General features: G+C 62.9%; 15 protein-coding genes. 9 read left to right on the forward strand and 6 right to left on the reverse strand.

Annotated features, from left to right (window positions below; all coding sequences use genetic code 11):
• Positions 1–44 precede the first annotated feature (44 nt).
• The 6 genes from dalD to AC1RNN_RS13600 all read right to left on the reverse strand — a co-directional run bounded on the left by dalD (position 45) and on the right by AC1RNN_RS13600 (position 6,415).
• Positions 45–1,451, reverse strand: a complete 1,407-nt coding sequence (dalD, locus tag AC1RNN_RS13575) for a D-arabinitol 4-dehydrogenase (RefSeq protein ID WP_493089589.1) — start codon at positions 1,449–1,451, stop codon at positions 45–47.
• A 43-nt stretch (positions 1,452–1,494) separates the two neighbouring features.
• The gene (locus AC1RNN_RS13580; RefSeq protein WP_493089588.1) at positions 1,495–2,235 is read right to left on the reverse strand and encodes an SDR family oxidoreductase; all 741 of its coding nucleotides are present in this window, start codon (positions 2,233–2,235) and stop codon (positions 1,495–1,497) included.
• 14 nt (positions 2,236–2,249) lie between these two features.
• On the reverse strand, positions 2,250–3,293 hold the full coding sequence (locus AC1RNN_RS13585; protein ID WP_493089587.1) for an ABC transporter ATP-binding protein: 1,044 nt from the start codon (positions 3,291–3,293) through the stop codon (positions 2,250–2,252).
• Positions 3,294–3,326: 33 nt separating this feature from the next.
• The gene (locus AC1RNN_RS13590; protein WP_493089586.1) at positions 3,327–4,157 is read right to left on the reverse strand and encodes a carbohydrate ABC transporter permease; all 831 of its coding nucleotides are present in this window, start codon (positions 4,155–4,157) and stop codon (positions 3,327–3,329) included.
• Positions 4,158–4,167: 10 nt separating this feature from the next.
• Positions 4,168–5,028: a carbohydrate ABC transporter permease gene (locus AC1RNN_RS13595; RefSeq protein WP_493089585.1), complete on the reverse strand. Its 861-nt coding sequence runs from the start codon at positions 5,026–5,028 to the stop codon at positions 4,168–4,170.
• Positions 5,029–5,110: 82 nt separating this feature from the next.
• The gene (locus AC1RNN_RS13600; protein ID WP_493089584.1) at positions 5,111–6,415 is read right to left on the reverse strand and encodes an ABC transporter substrate-binding protein; all 1,305 of its coding nucleotides are present in this window, start codon (positions 6,413–6,415) and stop codon (positions 5,111–5,113) included.
• Positions 6,416–6,790: 375 nt separating this feature from the next.
• On the opposite strand from AC1RNN_RS13600, the gene AC1RNN_RS13605 reads away from it, so the two are divergent.
• The 9 genes from AC1RNN_RS13605 to AC1RNN_RS13645 all read left to right on the forward strand — a co-directional run bounded on the left by AC1RNN_RS13605 (position 6,791) and on the right by AC1RNN_RS13645 (position 14,834).
• Entirely contained in the window at positions 6,791–7,816 is a 1,026-nt protein-coding gene (locus AC1RNN_RS13605; protein ID WP_493089583.1) for a sulfate ABC transporter substrate-binding protein, read from the forward strand.
• Positions 7,817–7,896: 80 nt separating this feature from the next.
• Positions 7,897–8,487 (forward strand): NADPH-dependent FMN reductase, encoded by a 591-nt coding sequence (ssuE, locus tag AC1RNN_RS13610; RefSeq protein WP_493089582.1) that lies wholly within the window; start codon positions 7,897–7,899, stop codon positions 8,485–8,487.
• 110 nt (positions 8,488–8,597) lie between these two features.
• Positions 8,598–9,551: a sulfonate ABC transporter substrate-binding protein gene (locus AC1RNN_RS13615; RefSeq protein ID WP_493089581.1), complete on the forward strand. Its 954-nt coding sequence runs from the start codon at positions 8,598–8,600 to the stop codon at positions 9,549–9,551.
• A gap of 12 nt (positions 9,552–9,563) precedes the next feature.
• Positions 9,564–10,589, forward strand: a complete 1,026-nt coding sequence (locus tag AC1RNN_RS13620) for a sulfonate ABC transporter substrate-binding protein (protein WP_493089580.1) — start codon at positions 9,564–9,566, stop codon at positions 10,587–10,589.
• 19 nt (positions 10,590–10,608) lie between these two features.
• Complete coding sequence (gene ssuD, locus AC1RNN_RS13625) at positions 10,609–11,772, forward strand: FMNH2-dependent alkanesulfonate monooxygenase (RefSeq protein ID WP_493089579.1); 1,164 nt, start codon at positions 10,609–10,611, stop codon at positions 11,770–11,772.
• A 25-nt stretch (positions 11,773–11,797) separates the two neighbouring features.
• Positions 11,798–12,688, forward strand: a complete 891-nt coding sequence (gene ssuC / locus AC1RNN_RS13630) for an aliphatic sulfonate ABC transporter permease SsuC (RefSeq protein WP_493089578.1) — start codon at positions 11,798–11,800, stop codon at positions 12,686–12,688.
• A gap of 56 nt (positions 12,689–12,744) precedes the next feature.
• A complete protein-coding gene (locus AC1RNN_RS13635) occupies positions 12,745–13,560 on the forward strand; it encodes an ATP-binding cassette domain-containing protein (protein WP_493089577.1) in 816 nt (271 codons plus the stop codon).
• 34 nt (positions 13,561–13,594) lie between these two features.
• Entirely contained in the window at positions 13,595–13,810 is a 216-nt protein-coding gene (locus tag AC1RNN_RS13640; RefSeq protein WP_493089576.1) for a TOBE domain-containing protein, read from the forward strand.
• Between the two features lie 19 nt (positions 13,811–13,829).
• Complete coding sequence (locus tag AC1RNN_RS13645; protein ID WP_493089575.1) at positions 13,830–14,834, forward strand: tripartite tricarboxylate transporter substrate-binding protein; 1,005 nt, start codon at positions 13,830–13,832, stop codon at positions 14,832–14,834.
• The last annotated feature ends 1 nt before the right edge of the window (position 14,835 follow it).

The raw sequence follows: 14,835 nt of genomic DNA on the forward strand, positions 1-14,835 counted from the left end.
TCCCTCGTAAAAACCTCAGCGCGTCACATTACCAGCATTTGCATTCACGCAGTGCCCAGGTGGTTCTGCACGAATAGCTGCACGCGTGCGTGCGCCACACGCAGGGCGTCCACCAGTTGCGGGCGGGATGCCTGCGGCCCCCACAGCACCGGGTCGGCGGCGAAAGCGGCCACTGGGTCTGCCGACGCGCAGATGGCGTGCGCCGCGGCCGGGTCCATGGCCTGGTCCTGGTAGGTGTAGGCAATCTTGCCTTCATGCCAACGCTGCAGATACGCCAAGAACAAGGCTGGCAACATGGCCACGCTGGCAATGGATTCGCTGCGCGCCAAGCGCTCGCGGATGGTGGGGGCAATGAAACCCGGAATCTTGGAATAGCCGTCCATGGCCACGCGCTGGTTGGTGTCCTGGATGGCGGGGTTGCCAAAACGGTCCAGCACCACGTCGCGGTACTTGCGCAGGTCCAGCGGGCTGGGCTTCTCAGGCGTGTCCAATACCGGGATGGTGTCGTCCGTCACGTAGTCATAGGCCATGCGGCGGATGGCGGGGTCCAGCGTGCCTTCGTGGATGTACTGGTAGCCCACCAGGGTGCCAGCCCATGCAATGCAGCTGTGCGTGGCGTTGAGCAGGCGGATTTTGGCCTCCTCGTAGGCATCTACCGAGGTGACCATCTCCACGCCCACCTTCTCCCATTCCGGGCGGCCAGCGATGAAGTTCTCTTCGATGACCCACTGGATGAAGCTCTCACCCATGAGGGCGGCACCATCATCACGGCCGGTAGCGGCCTTGACGCGCTCGGCCACATCGGGCGTGGGACGCGGCGTGATGCGGTCCACCATGGCGTTGGGGCTGCTGGTGTTTTGTTCCACCCAGGCCTTGAGTGCGGAATCCCCCAAGGCGTCGATGAACTGCAGCAAGCCGCCGCGCGAACGCTCGCCGTTGTGGCGCAGGTTGTCGCAGTTCATGAGTGTGATGGGGCCTGCACCGGCAGCGCGGCGCGCGCGCAGGATGGCGACCAGGGCGCCGTAGATGGTGTGGCCGGTCTGGCCCGATTTCACGGTATCGAGGTCGGCGCGCAGATCCGCAAAGGTGGCCCAATCGAGCTGGTTCTTCGCGTCAAGGTAGTAGCCGGCTTCGGTCACGGTGAAGGAGATGATGCGGGTGTCCGCATCCGCACCCACGGCGATGAGCGGGGCCAGGTCGTCCTGGTAGGGGATGACGCGCTGGATGGATTCGATCAACGTGTAGCTGCGCTCACCCTGGGGGGTGACGGTTTCCAGCGTGTAGGCGCCGTTCTGGGCCTGCAGAGCGGCAATGGTCTCGGCCATGTCGGGGCGCAGGTTGCCGCCCGTGATGGACCAGCGGGTGTCACCCAGCTGGCGCAGCTGGTGGATGTAGAGCGCCTGATGTGCGCGATGGAAGGAGCCCAGTCCGAGGTGAAGAATCGTGGTCATGGTCGTAAGGGAAAGATGGATCTGGGGAAGGAGATGAAGCCGCTCAAAGGTCAAATTGGGTAGGCATCATCACGACGTCGCGGATGGTCATGCCGCGCGGGCGCGTGAGCATGAACAGCACCACGTTGGCCACTTCGGAGGCCTCCAGCAGGCTGCCCTTGGCTTTGGCTTCTTCGAGCTTGTCGGCCGGCCAGTCCGCCAGCAAAGAGGTGATGACAGGGCCGGGCGAGATGGAGCCCACGCGGATGCCGTGCTTGAAGACCTGGCGGCGCACGGTCTGCACAAAGCAGTTGATGGCCCACTTGGAGGAGGCGTAGACCGGCTCCCAGGGCGTGGGAAAGTGCGCAGCCAAGGAGCTGGTGACGATGATGTCCCCCACGCCCTTCTCGATCATGTGGGGCAGCACGTTGTGCACGTTCTTCATCACCACATTCACATTGAGGTTGAGCATGCGGTCGATGGCGTCCGGATCGGCCTCCACCAGATCACCGCCGACGTAAAGGCCGGCGTTAGCGTGGAAGATGTCGAGCCGGCCAGCTAGCTCCAGCACACGCGCACAGAGGCTGGCGCATTGCCTGGCATCGAGCAGGTCCAGCACCAGCGGCAAGGCGTTGGGGCCCAGCTCGGCGCAGGCCTTGTCCAGCGCGGCTTGGTCGCGGTCGACCAGCACCACGCGAGCACCGGCTTCGACCATGGCGCGCGCACTGGCCAGGCCAATGCCGGAGGCCGCACCGGTAACCGCGGCCACCTGGCCTTGCAGGGGAGTGGAAGAGAAAGCGCTCATACGCAGGGTGCCGCTCAGTGCTTGGCCGTGGCCACGACGCGGCCATTGGCATCAAAGAGATGGGCCGCATCAGAATCGATTTGCACACCCACAGCCGAGCCCACCTGCAGGTCGGTGCGGCTGGTCAGACGAGCCACCAGTTGGGCACCGTTGTCGGTGTTCACGTAGATCAGGGTCTCGGCGCCCAGGGCTTCGATCAGCTCCACCTTGGCCTGTACCTGGCCCTGGCCTGCGGGTACCAGCGCAATGCTCTCGGGACGCAGACCGATGGAGCCCAGCGCGGGCACCGCCACGCCGGCCACTGTGGTGAGCTGGGGCAGCTTGGCCGCGGCCACCACATTCATCTGCGGCGTGCCGATGAACTGGGCCACAAACTGGTTGGCCGGACGGTCGTACAGCTCCAGCGGTGTGCCCACCTGTTCGATGTTGCCGTCGCGTAGCACCACCACACGGTCAGCCAGGGTCATGGCTTCGACCTGGTCATGCGTCACGTAGATGGTGGTGGCGCCCAGATCGCGGTGCAGCTTGGCAATCTCGATACGGGTCTGGCCACGCAGCGCCGCGTCCAGGTTGGAGAGCGGCTCGTCAAACAAAAACACCTTGGGCGCGCGCACGATGGCACGGCCAATGGCCACGCGCTGGCGCTGGCCGCCGGACAATTCCTTGGGGGTACGCTCCAGGTAGTTGGTGAGGTTCAGGATCTTGGCGGCGCGGTCTACCTTGTCCTTGATGATGGCCGGGTCCACATTGGCCAGCTTGAGGGCGAAGCTCATGTTCTCGAACACGCTCATGTGCGGGTAGAGCGCATAGCTCTGGAACACCATCGCCAGATCGCGCTTGCTGGAAGGCTGGTGCGTAATGTCGCGTCCGTCCAGATACAGGCTGCCGTTGTCGATGGCTTCCAGCCCGGCAATCAGGCGCAAGAGCGTGGACTTGCCGCAGCCCGAAGGGCCCACAAACACCACGAATTCGCCTTGCTGGATGGCCAGGTCGATGCCCTTGATGACGCGGTGCTCGCCAAACAGTTTTTCAACGCCGCTGAGTTGGAGGTAAGACATGGGAGAGGTCTCCGTTTTTCTGTGTTGTGTGGGTTACTTGACGGCGCCGAAGGTCAGGCCTTGCACCAACTGTTTCTGGCTGAACCAGCCAAACACCACGATGGGTGCAATCGCCAGGAAAGAGGCCGCGGACAGCTTGGCCCAGAAGAGGCCTTCGGGGCTGGAGTAGGAAGCGATCAGCGTGGCCAGCGTGCCGGCCTTGGCCGCGCTCAGGTTGAGCGACCAGAAGGCTTCGTTCCAGCTCAGCACCAAGGTCAGCAGACCGGTGGAGGCCAGACCGCCCATGGTGAGCGGCAGCAGCACGTAGCGGAACTCTTGCCAGAGACCGGCACCGTCCATGCGCGAGGCTTCCAAAATTTCGGCGGGGATCTCCTTGAGGTAGGAGTACAGCATCCAGACCATGATGGGCAGGTTGGACAGCGTGAAGACGATGATCAGACCGGTGCGGGTGTCGAGCAAGCCACTGGTCTGCGCCATCACGTACACGGGCACCAGGGCGCCCACGGCAGGCATCATCTTGGTGGAGAGCATCCACATCAGGATGTCCTTGGTGTACTTGCCCTTGAAGAAGGCCATGGCATAGGCCGCCGGAAAAGCCAAGGCCAGCCCGAGAATGGTGGAGGCCACGCTGGTGATCAGCGAGTTGGTGGCGTAGAGCATGTAGTCGCTGCGCTCCTGCACGATCTCGAAGTTCTCCAGCGTGGGCGTGAAGAACACGAGGGGCGGCACCGAGATGGCTTGCAGTTCGGTCTTGAAGGCGGTGAGCACCAGCCAGCCCAGCGGGAAGAACAGCAGAAAGGTTACGCCCCAGGCGGTGAGCGTGCGCAGCCAGAACAGCCAGGAGAAGGTTTTGCGTTGTGTCATGGGAGTCTGCTCACTTGTCCAGGTTCTTGCCGACCATGCGGATCAGGAAGACCGCGGCGATATTGGCCAGCACCACGGCAAACAGCGCACCAGCCGAGGCCACACCGGCATCGAAGTTCAACAGCGCCTGCTTGAAAATCAGGAAGGCGACGTTGGTGCTCGCATCACCTGGGCCACCACCGGTGGTGGTGTAGATCTCGGCAAACACGCTGAGCAGGAAGATCATTTCGATCATCACCACGATGGCCACCGAGCGGGCCAGGTGCGGCAGATAGAGGTAGCGCAGTTGCTGCAAGTAGTTGGCGCCATCCATTCGCGAGGCTTCAAGCTGCTCGCGGTTCATGCTTTGCAGCGAGGTGATGAAGATCAGCGTGGCAAAGGGCAGCCACTGCCAAGACACGATGACGATGACGCTGAACAGCGGGAAGTCGGTGAGCCAGTCCACGGGGGCAGCGCCGAAGAAGTGCCAGACTTGTGCCAACACGCCATAGATGGGGTTCATCATCATGTGCTTCCACAGCAGTGCGTTCACCGTGGGCATGACGAAGAAGGGCGAGATCAGCAGGATGCGCACCAGACCGCGGCCGGGGAAGGGCTCGTCGATCAACAGGGCCAGCAGCGTGCCCAGCACGACGGTGATGAGAATGACACTGCCCAGCAGCAACAGGGTGTTCATGACGGCCGTGCCAAAGGACGGGTCGGTCACGAAGTATTCGAAGTTTTCCAGTCCAATAAAGCCCGACTGGTCCGGCTGCATGAGGTTGTAGCGGATGACCGAGAAATACAGGGTCATCACCAGCGGCACGATCATCCACAAGAACAGGGACAGCACGGCCGGCGTCATCAGGGCGCGGGGGATCAGGCGATTCATGGAGAGCCTCGCAGGCAAATTTGCAGAAAAGGGCGCGCGGGTTGCCCCGCGCGCCTGAAGTCAAGCTACCGGAGAGAGTTGCTTACTTGTAGTAGCCAGCCTTCTTCATTTCGCGGTCAGCCGCGACTTGAGAAGCCTTCAGAGCGGCGTCCACCGTGGTCTTGCCAGCCAGGGCTGCGCTCATTTGTTGACCCACCGTGGCACCAATCGCTTGGAACTCGGGAATCGCAGCGAACTGCACACCCACATACGGAGACTTGGGCAGGGTGCTGTCGTTCGGGTTAGCGGAGTCGATGGCAGCCTTTTCAGCGGCAGCGAACTTGGCGGCCTTCTGGAACTCGGCGTTGGCATAGGTGCTCTTGCGGGTACCGGTGGGCACGTGGCCCCAGCCGTTGGTCTTGGCAACCAGTTCGATGTACTCCTTGGAAGTTGCCCAGGTCACGAACTTGGTGGCAGCGTCAACCTTCTTGGAGCCGGACGGGATGGCCAAAGCCCATGCCCACAGCCAGTTGGCACCCTTGGGGGTCACAGCCGTGGGAGCTTGCGCAAACGCCACCTTGTCAGCCACCTTGGACTGCTTTGGATCGGTGATGAAGGACGCAGCGATGGTCGCGTCGATCCACATGCCGCACTTGCCTTCGTTGTACAGCGCCAGGATTTCGTTGAAGCTGTTGGCAGAAGAACCGGGGGGGCCGTAGCTCTTCAGCAGGTCCACGTAGAAGTTGATGGAGTCCTTCCAGGGCTTGCTTTCCAGTTGGGGCTTCCAGCTGGTGTCAAACCATTGGCCGCCGTTGGTGTTCACCAGCGTGGTCAGGAAGGCCATGTTGTCACCCCAGCCCGGCTTGCCGCGCAGGCAGATGCCGTAGACGCCATTCTTGGGGTCATGGATCTTGGAAGCGAGTTCCTTGATGTCCGTCCAGGTGGGCTTGTCAGCGACCTTGATGCCAGCCTTGTCGGCCAAGTCCTTGCGGTACATCAGCATGGAGGACTCACCGTAGAAAGGCACCGCAAACATCTTGCCGTCTACCGACAGGCCGTTGCGCATGGCGGGCAGCAGGTCGTCAGCGTCGTACTTGGCATCCGTCTTCAGTTCCTGCAGCCAACCCTTCTTGCCCCAGATGGGGGTTTCGTACATGCCGATGGTCATGACGTCGAACTGGCCGCCCTTGGTGGCGATGTCGGTGGTCACGCGCTGGCGCAGCACGCCCTCTTCCAGGGTCACCCACTTGAGCTTGATGTCGGGGTTGGCCTGTTCGAAGTTCTTGCTGAGCTTCTGCATTTCGATCATGTGGCCGTTGTTCACGGTGGCCACGACGAGTTCTGTCTGCGCAAAGGCGGCGCCAGCCACCAAACCAAAGGCCAAAGCGAGAGATGCTTTGAGTTTCATGAATCTGTCTCCTGTTGTTGAAAGTCCGGGTCATCCAGCCAATGCCAGTGATGCATCGACAGGCCTGAATCGTAGGAGTCGCCCCCCTTGCTCATTAATACTTTTGGCGCGATTGCATGTATTCCCATGCACAAACTGGCTAGGGTTTTCCCATATACACGCCAGAACGTATTGAAATCTGGAAATTCCGGCGAGGTTGGTTCAAGGCTGCAAGACTGCTGGCCGACCTCCTAAGCAGCCCTGAAATGTCGGAAAACCAACATCTACAGATGTTTTGGCTATTAAGAACTGAGAAAACAGTAGTTCCTGTTTTAACGACCGACTTCCAGAATTCGCTCCATCGCACTGTTGCGTTGCAAATTTTGGAGCTCTCCCATGGCAAACCGCCGCCACATCCTGAATCTGGCTCTAGCCACCTCTCTTGCCAGCGTTGCCGCCGTGGGCGCACTGGCCCAGCAAGCCCCCGCCCCGGTCACCCTGCTCAACGTGTCTTACGACCCGACCCGCGAGCTGTACGTCGAGTTCAACGCCGCCTTCGCCAAATTCTGGAAGGCCAAGACCGGTCAGGACGTGACCATCAAGCAAAGCCATGGCGGTTCGGGCAAGCAGGCTCGCTCCATCATCGACGGCCTGGATGCCGACGTGGCCACCCTGGCCCTGGCCGGCGACACCGACGCCATCGTCAAGAACGGCGGCTGGATCAACAAAGACTGGCAAAAGCGCCTGCCCCACAACTCCACGCCTTACGCATCCACCATCGTGTTTGCGGTGCGCCAGGGCAACCCCAAGGGCATCAAGGACTGGGACGACCTGATCCGCCCTGACATCAAGGTCATCACCCCCAACCCCAAGACCTCCGGCGGCGCCCGCTGGAATTACCTGGCCGCCTGGGAATTTGCCAAGCGCAAATACGGTGGCGATGCCAAGGCCAAGGAATTCATCGCCAAGCTGTTTGCCAACGTGCCGATCCTGGACACCGGCGCCCGCGGCTCCACCATCACCTTCGCCCAGCGCAACCAAGGAGATGTGCTGATCGCCTGGGAGAACGAAGCGTATTTGCTGGAGAAAGAATTCGGCGCCAAGTTCGACGTGGTGGCGCCTCCCCTGTCCATCCTGGCCGAGCCCGCCGTGGCCGTGGTCGACAAAAACGTGGACAAGAAGGGGACCCGCGCTGTGGCCACTGCCTACCTGGAGTACCTGTACTCCGAAGAAGGCCAGGACATTGCCGGCAAGAACTTCTACCGCCCCGTGATTTCCGAGAAGGCCAAGGCCAAGTACGCCAAGCAATTTGCCCCGCTCAAGACCTTCACCATTGAAGAAGCCTTCGGCGGCTGGGAAAAGGCCGACGCAGCCCACTTTGCCGACGGCGGCAGCTTCGACCAGATCTACACCAAGAAGTAAGAAAACAGCTGCTTGCCCACATGGAATATTCGCAATCAGCTATCTAATTCATAGCACACATCATTCAGGGAGAGTTCAATATGTCGGTTCTGTTGCTTGCGGGCAGCCCCTCGGAGCGTTCGCGCACAGCCGCCCTGGCAGAAGCTGCTGGACAGCGTCTGGAGGCACGTGGCGTACAGGTAGACCGCCTGCGCGTGCGTGACCTCTCGCCCCAAGCCTTGCTGCTGGCCGACTTTGGACACCCCTCGGTGAGCCAGGCCACGGGCCAGGTAGCGCGCGCCGACGTGATCGTCGTCGCCACGCCGGTCTACAAGGCCGCCTACAGCGGTGTGCTCAAGGTATTTCTGGACCTGCTGCCGCAGGATGCCCTCAAAGGCAAGACCGTGCTGCCGCTGGCCACCGGCGGCAGCCCCCACCACATGCTGGCGCTGGACTACGCGCTGCGCCCGGTGCTGCAGGCCCTGGGGGCCAAGCACATCCTTCCCGGCATCTACGCCACGGACGCCCAGGTCACGGTGACCGAGAACGGCAGCTACCAGGTCGGCCCCGACATCGGCCAGCGCCTGGACGATGCCGTCAACACCTTGGTCACCGAAACCCTGCAACCCGGCTTGGCGATTGCCGCGCGGTTTGCGCCGGTGGCTTTCTCCCAGGTCCGATGTAGCGTGTAGACGCTTTTCCCCCGCTGCGGGCCTTGGGCCCGCTCTTTTTCACCCCCCTGTTTTTGACCCCGCGCATGCGGCAAGGGAGAAGCCTTGCCCGCGCACACCGGAGTGCTTGCATGACACAGATCAACCGCCGCCAGATTCTGGCCACCGCCGCGCTGGCAGGCGCCACCGCCGCCATCCCTTCTGCCTTTGCCCAGAGTACCCAGCGCGTACTGCGGGTGGGCCACCAAAAAGGCTGGTTCAACATCCTCAAGGGCCGTGGCACGCTGGAGCAAAAGCTCGCCCCCCTGGGCGTGAAGGTGAGCTGGATCGAGTTCAACGCAGGCCCCGTGCAGCTCGAAGCCCTGAACGTGGGCTCCATCGACTTTGGTGACGTGGGCGAAGCGCCCCCCATCTTTGCCCAGGCGGCCGGCACCCCGCTGGTCTACGCAGGCGCCACCCAGCCCCGCCCCAAACTCGAAGCGCTCATCCTGCCGCCAGGCTCTCCGGTCAAAACCGTGGCTGACCTCAAAGGCAAGCGCGTGGCCTTCAACAAGGGCTCCAACGTGCAGTACTTCCTGGCCAAGCTGCTGGAAAAGCACAACCTCAAGTACACCGATGTGCAGACCGTCTTCCTCTCGCCGCCTGATGCACGCGCTGCGTTCGAAAAGGGCGCGATTGACGCCTGGGTGATCTGGGACCCCTTCCTGGCTGCCGCACAAAAGCAGCTGGGCGCCCAGATCCTGGCCGATGCCCAGGGCGTGGTGAACAACCGCGGCTACTACTTCACCTCCCGTGAGTACGCCACAAACAACACCGACGTGCTGAAGATCGCGCTCAAGGAAATCGACGAGATCGAGAAATGGGTGGCCAAGAACAAGGACGCCGCCGCGACCGAACTCTCCAAGGTGCTGGGCCTGGACAAGACCATCACCGATCTCTACCTGAGCCGCACGCCTTTCGGCATCGTGCCAGTCAACAGCGACATCCTGGCCGAGCAGCAAAAAATTGCCGACACCTTCCTCGAACTCAAGCTGCTGCCCAAGGCCCTGAACCTGCGCCACGCAGCGCCCGTCAACCTCAGCTGAGGAACGCACGCCATGGCACGCATTCCGTCCTCCGTGAACCGCCGCAGCCTGTTGCAACTGCTGGCCACCACTGCTGGCGTCTGGGGCATCAGCGGTCCCATCGCCAGTAGCGTCTGGGCACAAGGCACGCCGGGTAAAGCGCCCGAGCAGTTGCGCATTGGCTACCAGAAATCAGCCGTCAATCTGGTCATCCTCAAGCAGCAGGGCGTGCTGGAAAAGCGCTTTCCCAACACCAAAGTGCAGTGGATCGAATTTCCCGCCGGCCCGCAGCTGCTCGAAGCCCTGTCGGTCGGCAGCCTGGAATTCGGTCTGACCGGAGATGCCCCCCCCGTGTTTGCCCAGGCGGCCGACAAGGAGCTGGTCTACGCTGGCGCGGAGCCGCCCAAGCCCGACAGCTCGGCCATCCTCGTGCTCAAGGACTCGCCGCTGAACAAGCTGGAAGACCTGAAGGGAAAGAAGGTAGCACTGCAGAAGGGCTCCAGTGCCCACTTCCTGCTGGTACGCGCCGTGGAGAAGGCCGGCCTGCAATGGACCGACATCAACCCCGTCTACCTCGCACCCGCAGATGCGCGCGCGGCGTTTGAGCGCAAGAGCGTGGACGCCTGGGCCATCTGGGACCCGTTCTACTCCGCCACCGAGCTGGCCATCCAGGCCCGCGCGCTGACGACCGGTCGCGGTCTCTCCAGCAACAACTCCTTTTACCTGGCGTCCAAGCCCTTTGCCACGCAGCATCCCCAAGCGATCGCTACGCTGTTTGAAGAGCTCACCAACGCCGACCGCTTTGCGCAGGAACAGCGCCCCGAGACCATCAAGCTCATCTCTGCATTCAGCGGCTTGGACGCTGGGGTCGTGAGCCTGTTTTTGCAGCGCCGCCCCAAATCGCCCGTGGGCCCGATCAGCACTGCGATTGCGCAGGACCAGCAGCGTGTGGCCGATGCCTTCCACAAGCTGGGCCTGATTCCCAAAACCGTGCGCGTGACCGACATCGTGTGGGCCGCACCCGGCGGCACCCGCCTGGCCCAAGCCGGCAAACCCTGATTCCAAGTTGGAGCTTCCCGTGAATATTTTCTGGTTCATCCCCACCCACGGCGACAGCCGTTACCTCGGCACCTCCACCGGTGCGCGTCAGGTCAACCACGACTACCTTAAGCAGGTCGCACAAGCCGCCGACAGCCTGGGCTATGAAGGCGTGCTCATTCCCACCGGTCGCTCCTGCGAAGACCCTTGGGTGGTGGCCGCCAGCTTGCTGCCGGTGACCACGCGGCTGAAGTTTCTCGTGGCAGTGCGCCCAGGCCTGCACCAGCCCGCGCTGGCCGCCCGCATGGCCGCCACCTTTGACCGCCTCTCCGGCGGGCGCTTGTTGGTGAACCTGGTGACGGGTGGTGACCAGATCGAATTGGAAGGCGACGGTGTCTTCCTGGACCACGCATCGCGCTACGAGCAAAGCGCAGAGTTCATCCGCATCTGGCGCGAAATTTTGGCCCGAAGCCACGATGGCGAAAGCTACGACTTTGAAGGCAAGCACCTCAGCGTCAAGGGCGCCAAGCTGCTGTACCCGCCCATCCAGAAGCCGCACCCCGCGGTGTACTTTGGTGGCTCGTCTGCCGCTGCCCACGAACTGGCGGCCGAGCAAGTGGAGACCTACCTGACCTGGGGCGAACCGCCAGCCGAAGTGGCCAAGAAAGTGGCCGACGTGCGCGAGCGCGCTGCCAAGCGGGGCCGCACCGTGAAATTCGGCATCCGTCTGCACGTCATCGTGCGGGAGACGGAAGAGAAAGCCTGGCAAGCCGCCGAGGACCTGATCAGCCACCTGGACGACGAGACCGTGATCCGCGCGCAGGCCGCCTTCCAGCGCATGGACTCCGAAGGCCAGCGCCGCATGGCTGCGCTGCATGCCGGTGGCAGCAAGCGTACCCGTGCCGACCTGGAAATCAGTCCCAACCTGTGGGCTGGAGTCGGTTTGGTGCGTGGCGGTGCCGGCACCGCGCTGGTGGGCTCGCCCGAGCAAGTGGCAGAACGCATCAAGGAATACGCCGCATTGGGTCTGGACACCTTTGTGTTGTCCGGCTACCCGCACCTGGAAGAGGCCTACCGCTTTGCCGAACTGGTGTTCCCCCTGTTGCCGCTGGCCGTGCAGGAGAAGCTCGCCGGCCCGCGCATCACTGGTCCCTTTGGCGAAGTGGTGGCCAACAACTACGCCCCACGCGCTTCCCAAAGCTGAGCCACCGCACACAGGAACCTCGCCCATGACCACCAGTACCCCCGAACTGCAGGTTACGCCTGTGCCCGGCGCGATCGAAGCCAGTGCCGCCCGCGGCGCCCCGCTACTGCCCGGCCTTCCCCTGCCCGCGCCCGCCATCCAGCGTTTTCTGCGCGGCGTGGGCCAGCGCCTCGTGCCCTGGCTGGTGCCACTGCTGCTGATTGGACTGTGGCAGGCCTCCGTTGCGTTGGGCTGGTTGTCGGTACGGGTGCTGCCCGCGCCGGTGGACGTGGCCAAAGCGGCCTGGACGCTGGCCACCTCGGGTGACCTGTGGATCCATGTGAAAGTCAGCGCCAAGCGCGCCCTTACCGGCCTGGCGATTGGCGGTGGTCTGGGCCTGCTGCTGGGTTTGTTGACCGGTTCCATCCGGTTCTTCGAAACGCTGCTCGACTCCACCGTGCAAATGGTGCGCAACATCCCCGCTTTGGCGCTGATTCCGCTGGTCATCCTGTGGTTCGGCATTGACGAGGCGGCCAAGCTGTTTCTCATTGCCGTGGCCGTGTTCTTCCCCATTTACCTCAACACTTTCCACGGTATTCGCAATGTGGACCCCGGGCTGATCGAGATGGCGCGCACCTACGGCCTGAACCGCTGGCAGCTCTACCTGCAGGTCATCCTGCCCGGCGCGCTCTCCAGCATTCTGGTGGGCCTGCGTTTCTCGCTGGGGCTGATGTGGGTGATTCTGATCGTGGCCGAAACGATCTCCGCGCAAGAGGGCATCGGCTACCTCACCATGAACGCCCGCGAGTTCCTGCAGACCGACATCGTGCTGGTGGGCATCCTGCTCTACGCGCTGCTGGGCAAGCTGGCCGACTGGTTTGCACGCGGCCTGGAACACTACTGGCTGCGCTGGCACCCCGGCTACCAGAAGGCCTGAGATCACTATTAATTTCATAGCTGCTTGCGCAATATCTGCGCGGGCTGGAGCCTGATTTGACTACCAACACCCTCCCAAGCACCACCGGTGGCGTGAGCCTGAACCTGCGCGATGTCAGCAAGCGCTACGGCAGCCGCACCGTGCTGCAGAACGCCCAGCTGGGCATTGCACCCGGCGAGTTCGTCGCCATCGTGGGCCGCAGTGGCTGCGGCAAGAGCACGCTCTTGCGCCTGGTGGCCGCACTGGAAAGTGCCAGCGACGGCTCGCTGCAGATCAACGGCGAGGCCGTGAAAGGCCTGCGCGAAGACACCCGCATCATGTTCCAGGATGCGCGCCTGCTGCCCTGGAAACGTGTGCTGGATAACGTGGCCCTGGGACTGCCCAAGAGTGAACGCCACCGTGCCGAAAAGGTGCTGGCACAGGTGGGCCTGGGGGATCGCCTGAATGATTGGCCCGCCCGTCTGTCTGGCGGACAGCGCCAACGTGTGGCCTTGGCACGTGCACTGGTGCACAACCCGCGCCTGCTGCTGCTGGACGAGCCGTTGGGTGCGCTCGACGCGCTCACCCGCATCGAAATGCACGCCCTCATCGAGGGTCTGTGGCAAGCCAGCGGGTTTACCGCCCTGCTGGTGACCCACGACGTGCAGGAAGCCGTAGCCCTGGCCGACCGTGTGATCCTGATCGAGGAAGGCCGCATCGCGCTGGACGAGCGCGTGCCCCTGGCCCGCCCACGCAGCCGTGGCGACGCCGCCTTCGCCGCGCTGGAAAAACGCATCCTGGACCGCGTGCTGCAACAGCCCGCAACCGAAGAACCCGCGCTCGACGCCAACTGGGCCGGTGTTGCCGCCCACGGCGTGCGCTGGGCCATCTAGACAAATTTTCAAACGGACTTTTCAAGGAGAACCCATGTCCATCCAAGCCATCAACGTACGCAACCAATTCAAGGGCAAAGTGCGTGAAATCATCCGCGGTGACGTGGTTTCCGAAATCGACGTCGAAACCCCTTGGGGCATCGTCACATCGGTCATCACCACACGCTCGGTCGACGATCTGCAGCTGGTCGTCGGCTCCGAAGTCGTGGCGCTGGTCAAGTCCACCGAAGTATCCATCGCCAAGCTCTGAACGGGAGATGACTTTCGGTATGTCTGAACACCTGATCAACCGCCGCGCGTGGAGCCGAACTGCGCTCGCCGCCACAGGCGCTCTCTGGCTGGGCATCCGGCCCGCATTGGCCGCCGTGTCCGCGGTACCCGAAGCGGCTCGCATCCTGGTGGGATTCGGTGCAGGCGGACCGATTGACGTATTGGCACGCATCATCGCCGAGCGCATTGCACCTCAGCTGGGCAAAGGGCACACCATCATTGTGGAAAACAAGGCGGGCGCCAACGGCCAGATTGCGGCGCAGGCCTTGCTGAGTGCCCCCGCAGATGGCGCCACGTACCTGATTACGCCCTTGATCACACCGGTGCTGTCGCAATTGGTGTTCCAAAAGCCCGGGTACGACCCGGCGGTGGACTTTGTCCCTGTCGGTTTGGTAGCGCATTTCCAGTTCGCACTGGCCGTGCCCGCCACCCATCCCGCCAAAAACTTGCGTGAGTTGGTGGCTTGGTTCAAGGCCAATCCGGGCAAGGCCAATTTCGGCAGTCCTGCCGCAGGCAGCCTGCCACATTTCTTCGGTCTGCTGCTGGGCAAATCCGCCGGGGTAGACATCGTGCACGTCCCCTACAAAGGGGGGCCTGCACTGTTCACAGACCTGGTGGGCGGACAGCTGAGTGCCGCCATCGAGACGACATCAGGACTGGCCCCTCTGCACCGCGAAGGAAAAGTCCGCGTGCTGGCTACCTTCGGCGACAAGCGCACCCGCGAGCTTCCTGACGTTCCGTCCGTCAGTGAGGCCGGCTTTGCCCAGGCCAAGGGCAGCGGCTGGTACAGCCTGTGGGCACGCAAAGGCACGCCGGCGGCCGCCGTCACGGCCGTCAACGCGGCGTTGAATTCCGCCCTGTCGGACCCAGCCATCAAAGCAAGACTCGATGAACTGGCCCTGGAAGCGGATCCACGTACGCCCCAACAACTGGAGCAGCTGCGTCTGGCCGACATTGCCAAATGGCGCCCCGTCATTGAGGCCTCGGGCTTCAAGGCGGACTGAC

This window comes from Rhodoferax sp. GW822-FHT02D07 (assembly GCF_058802405.1).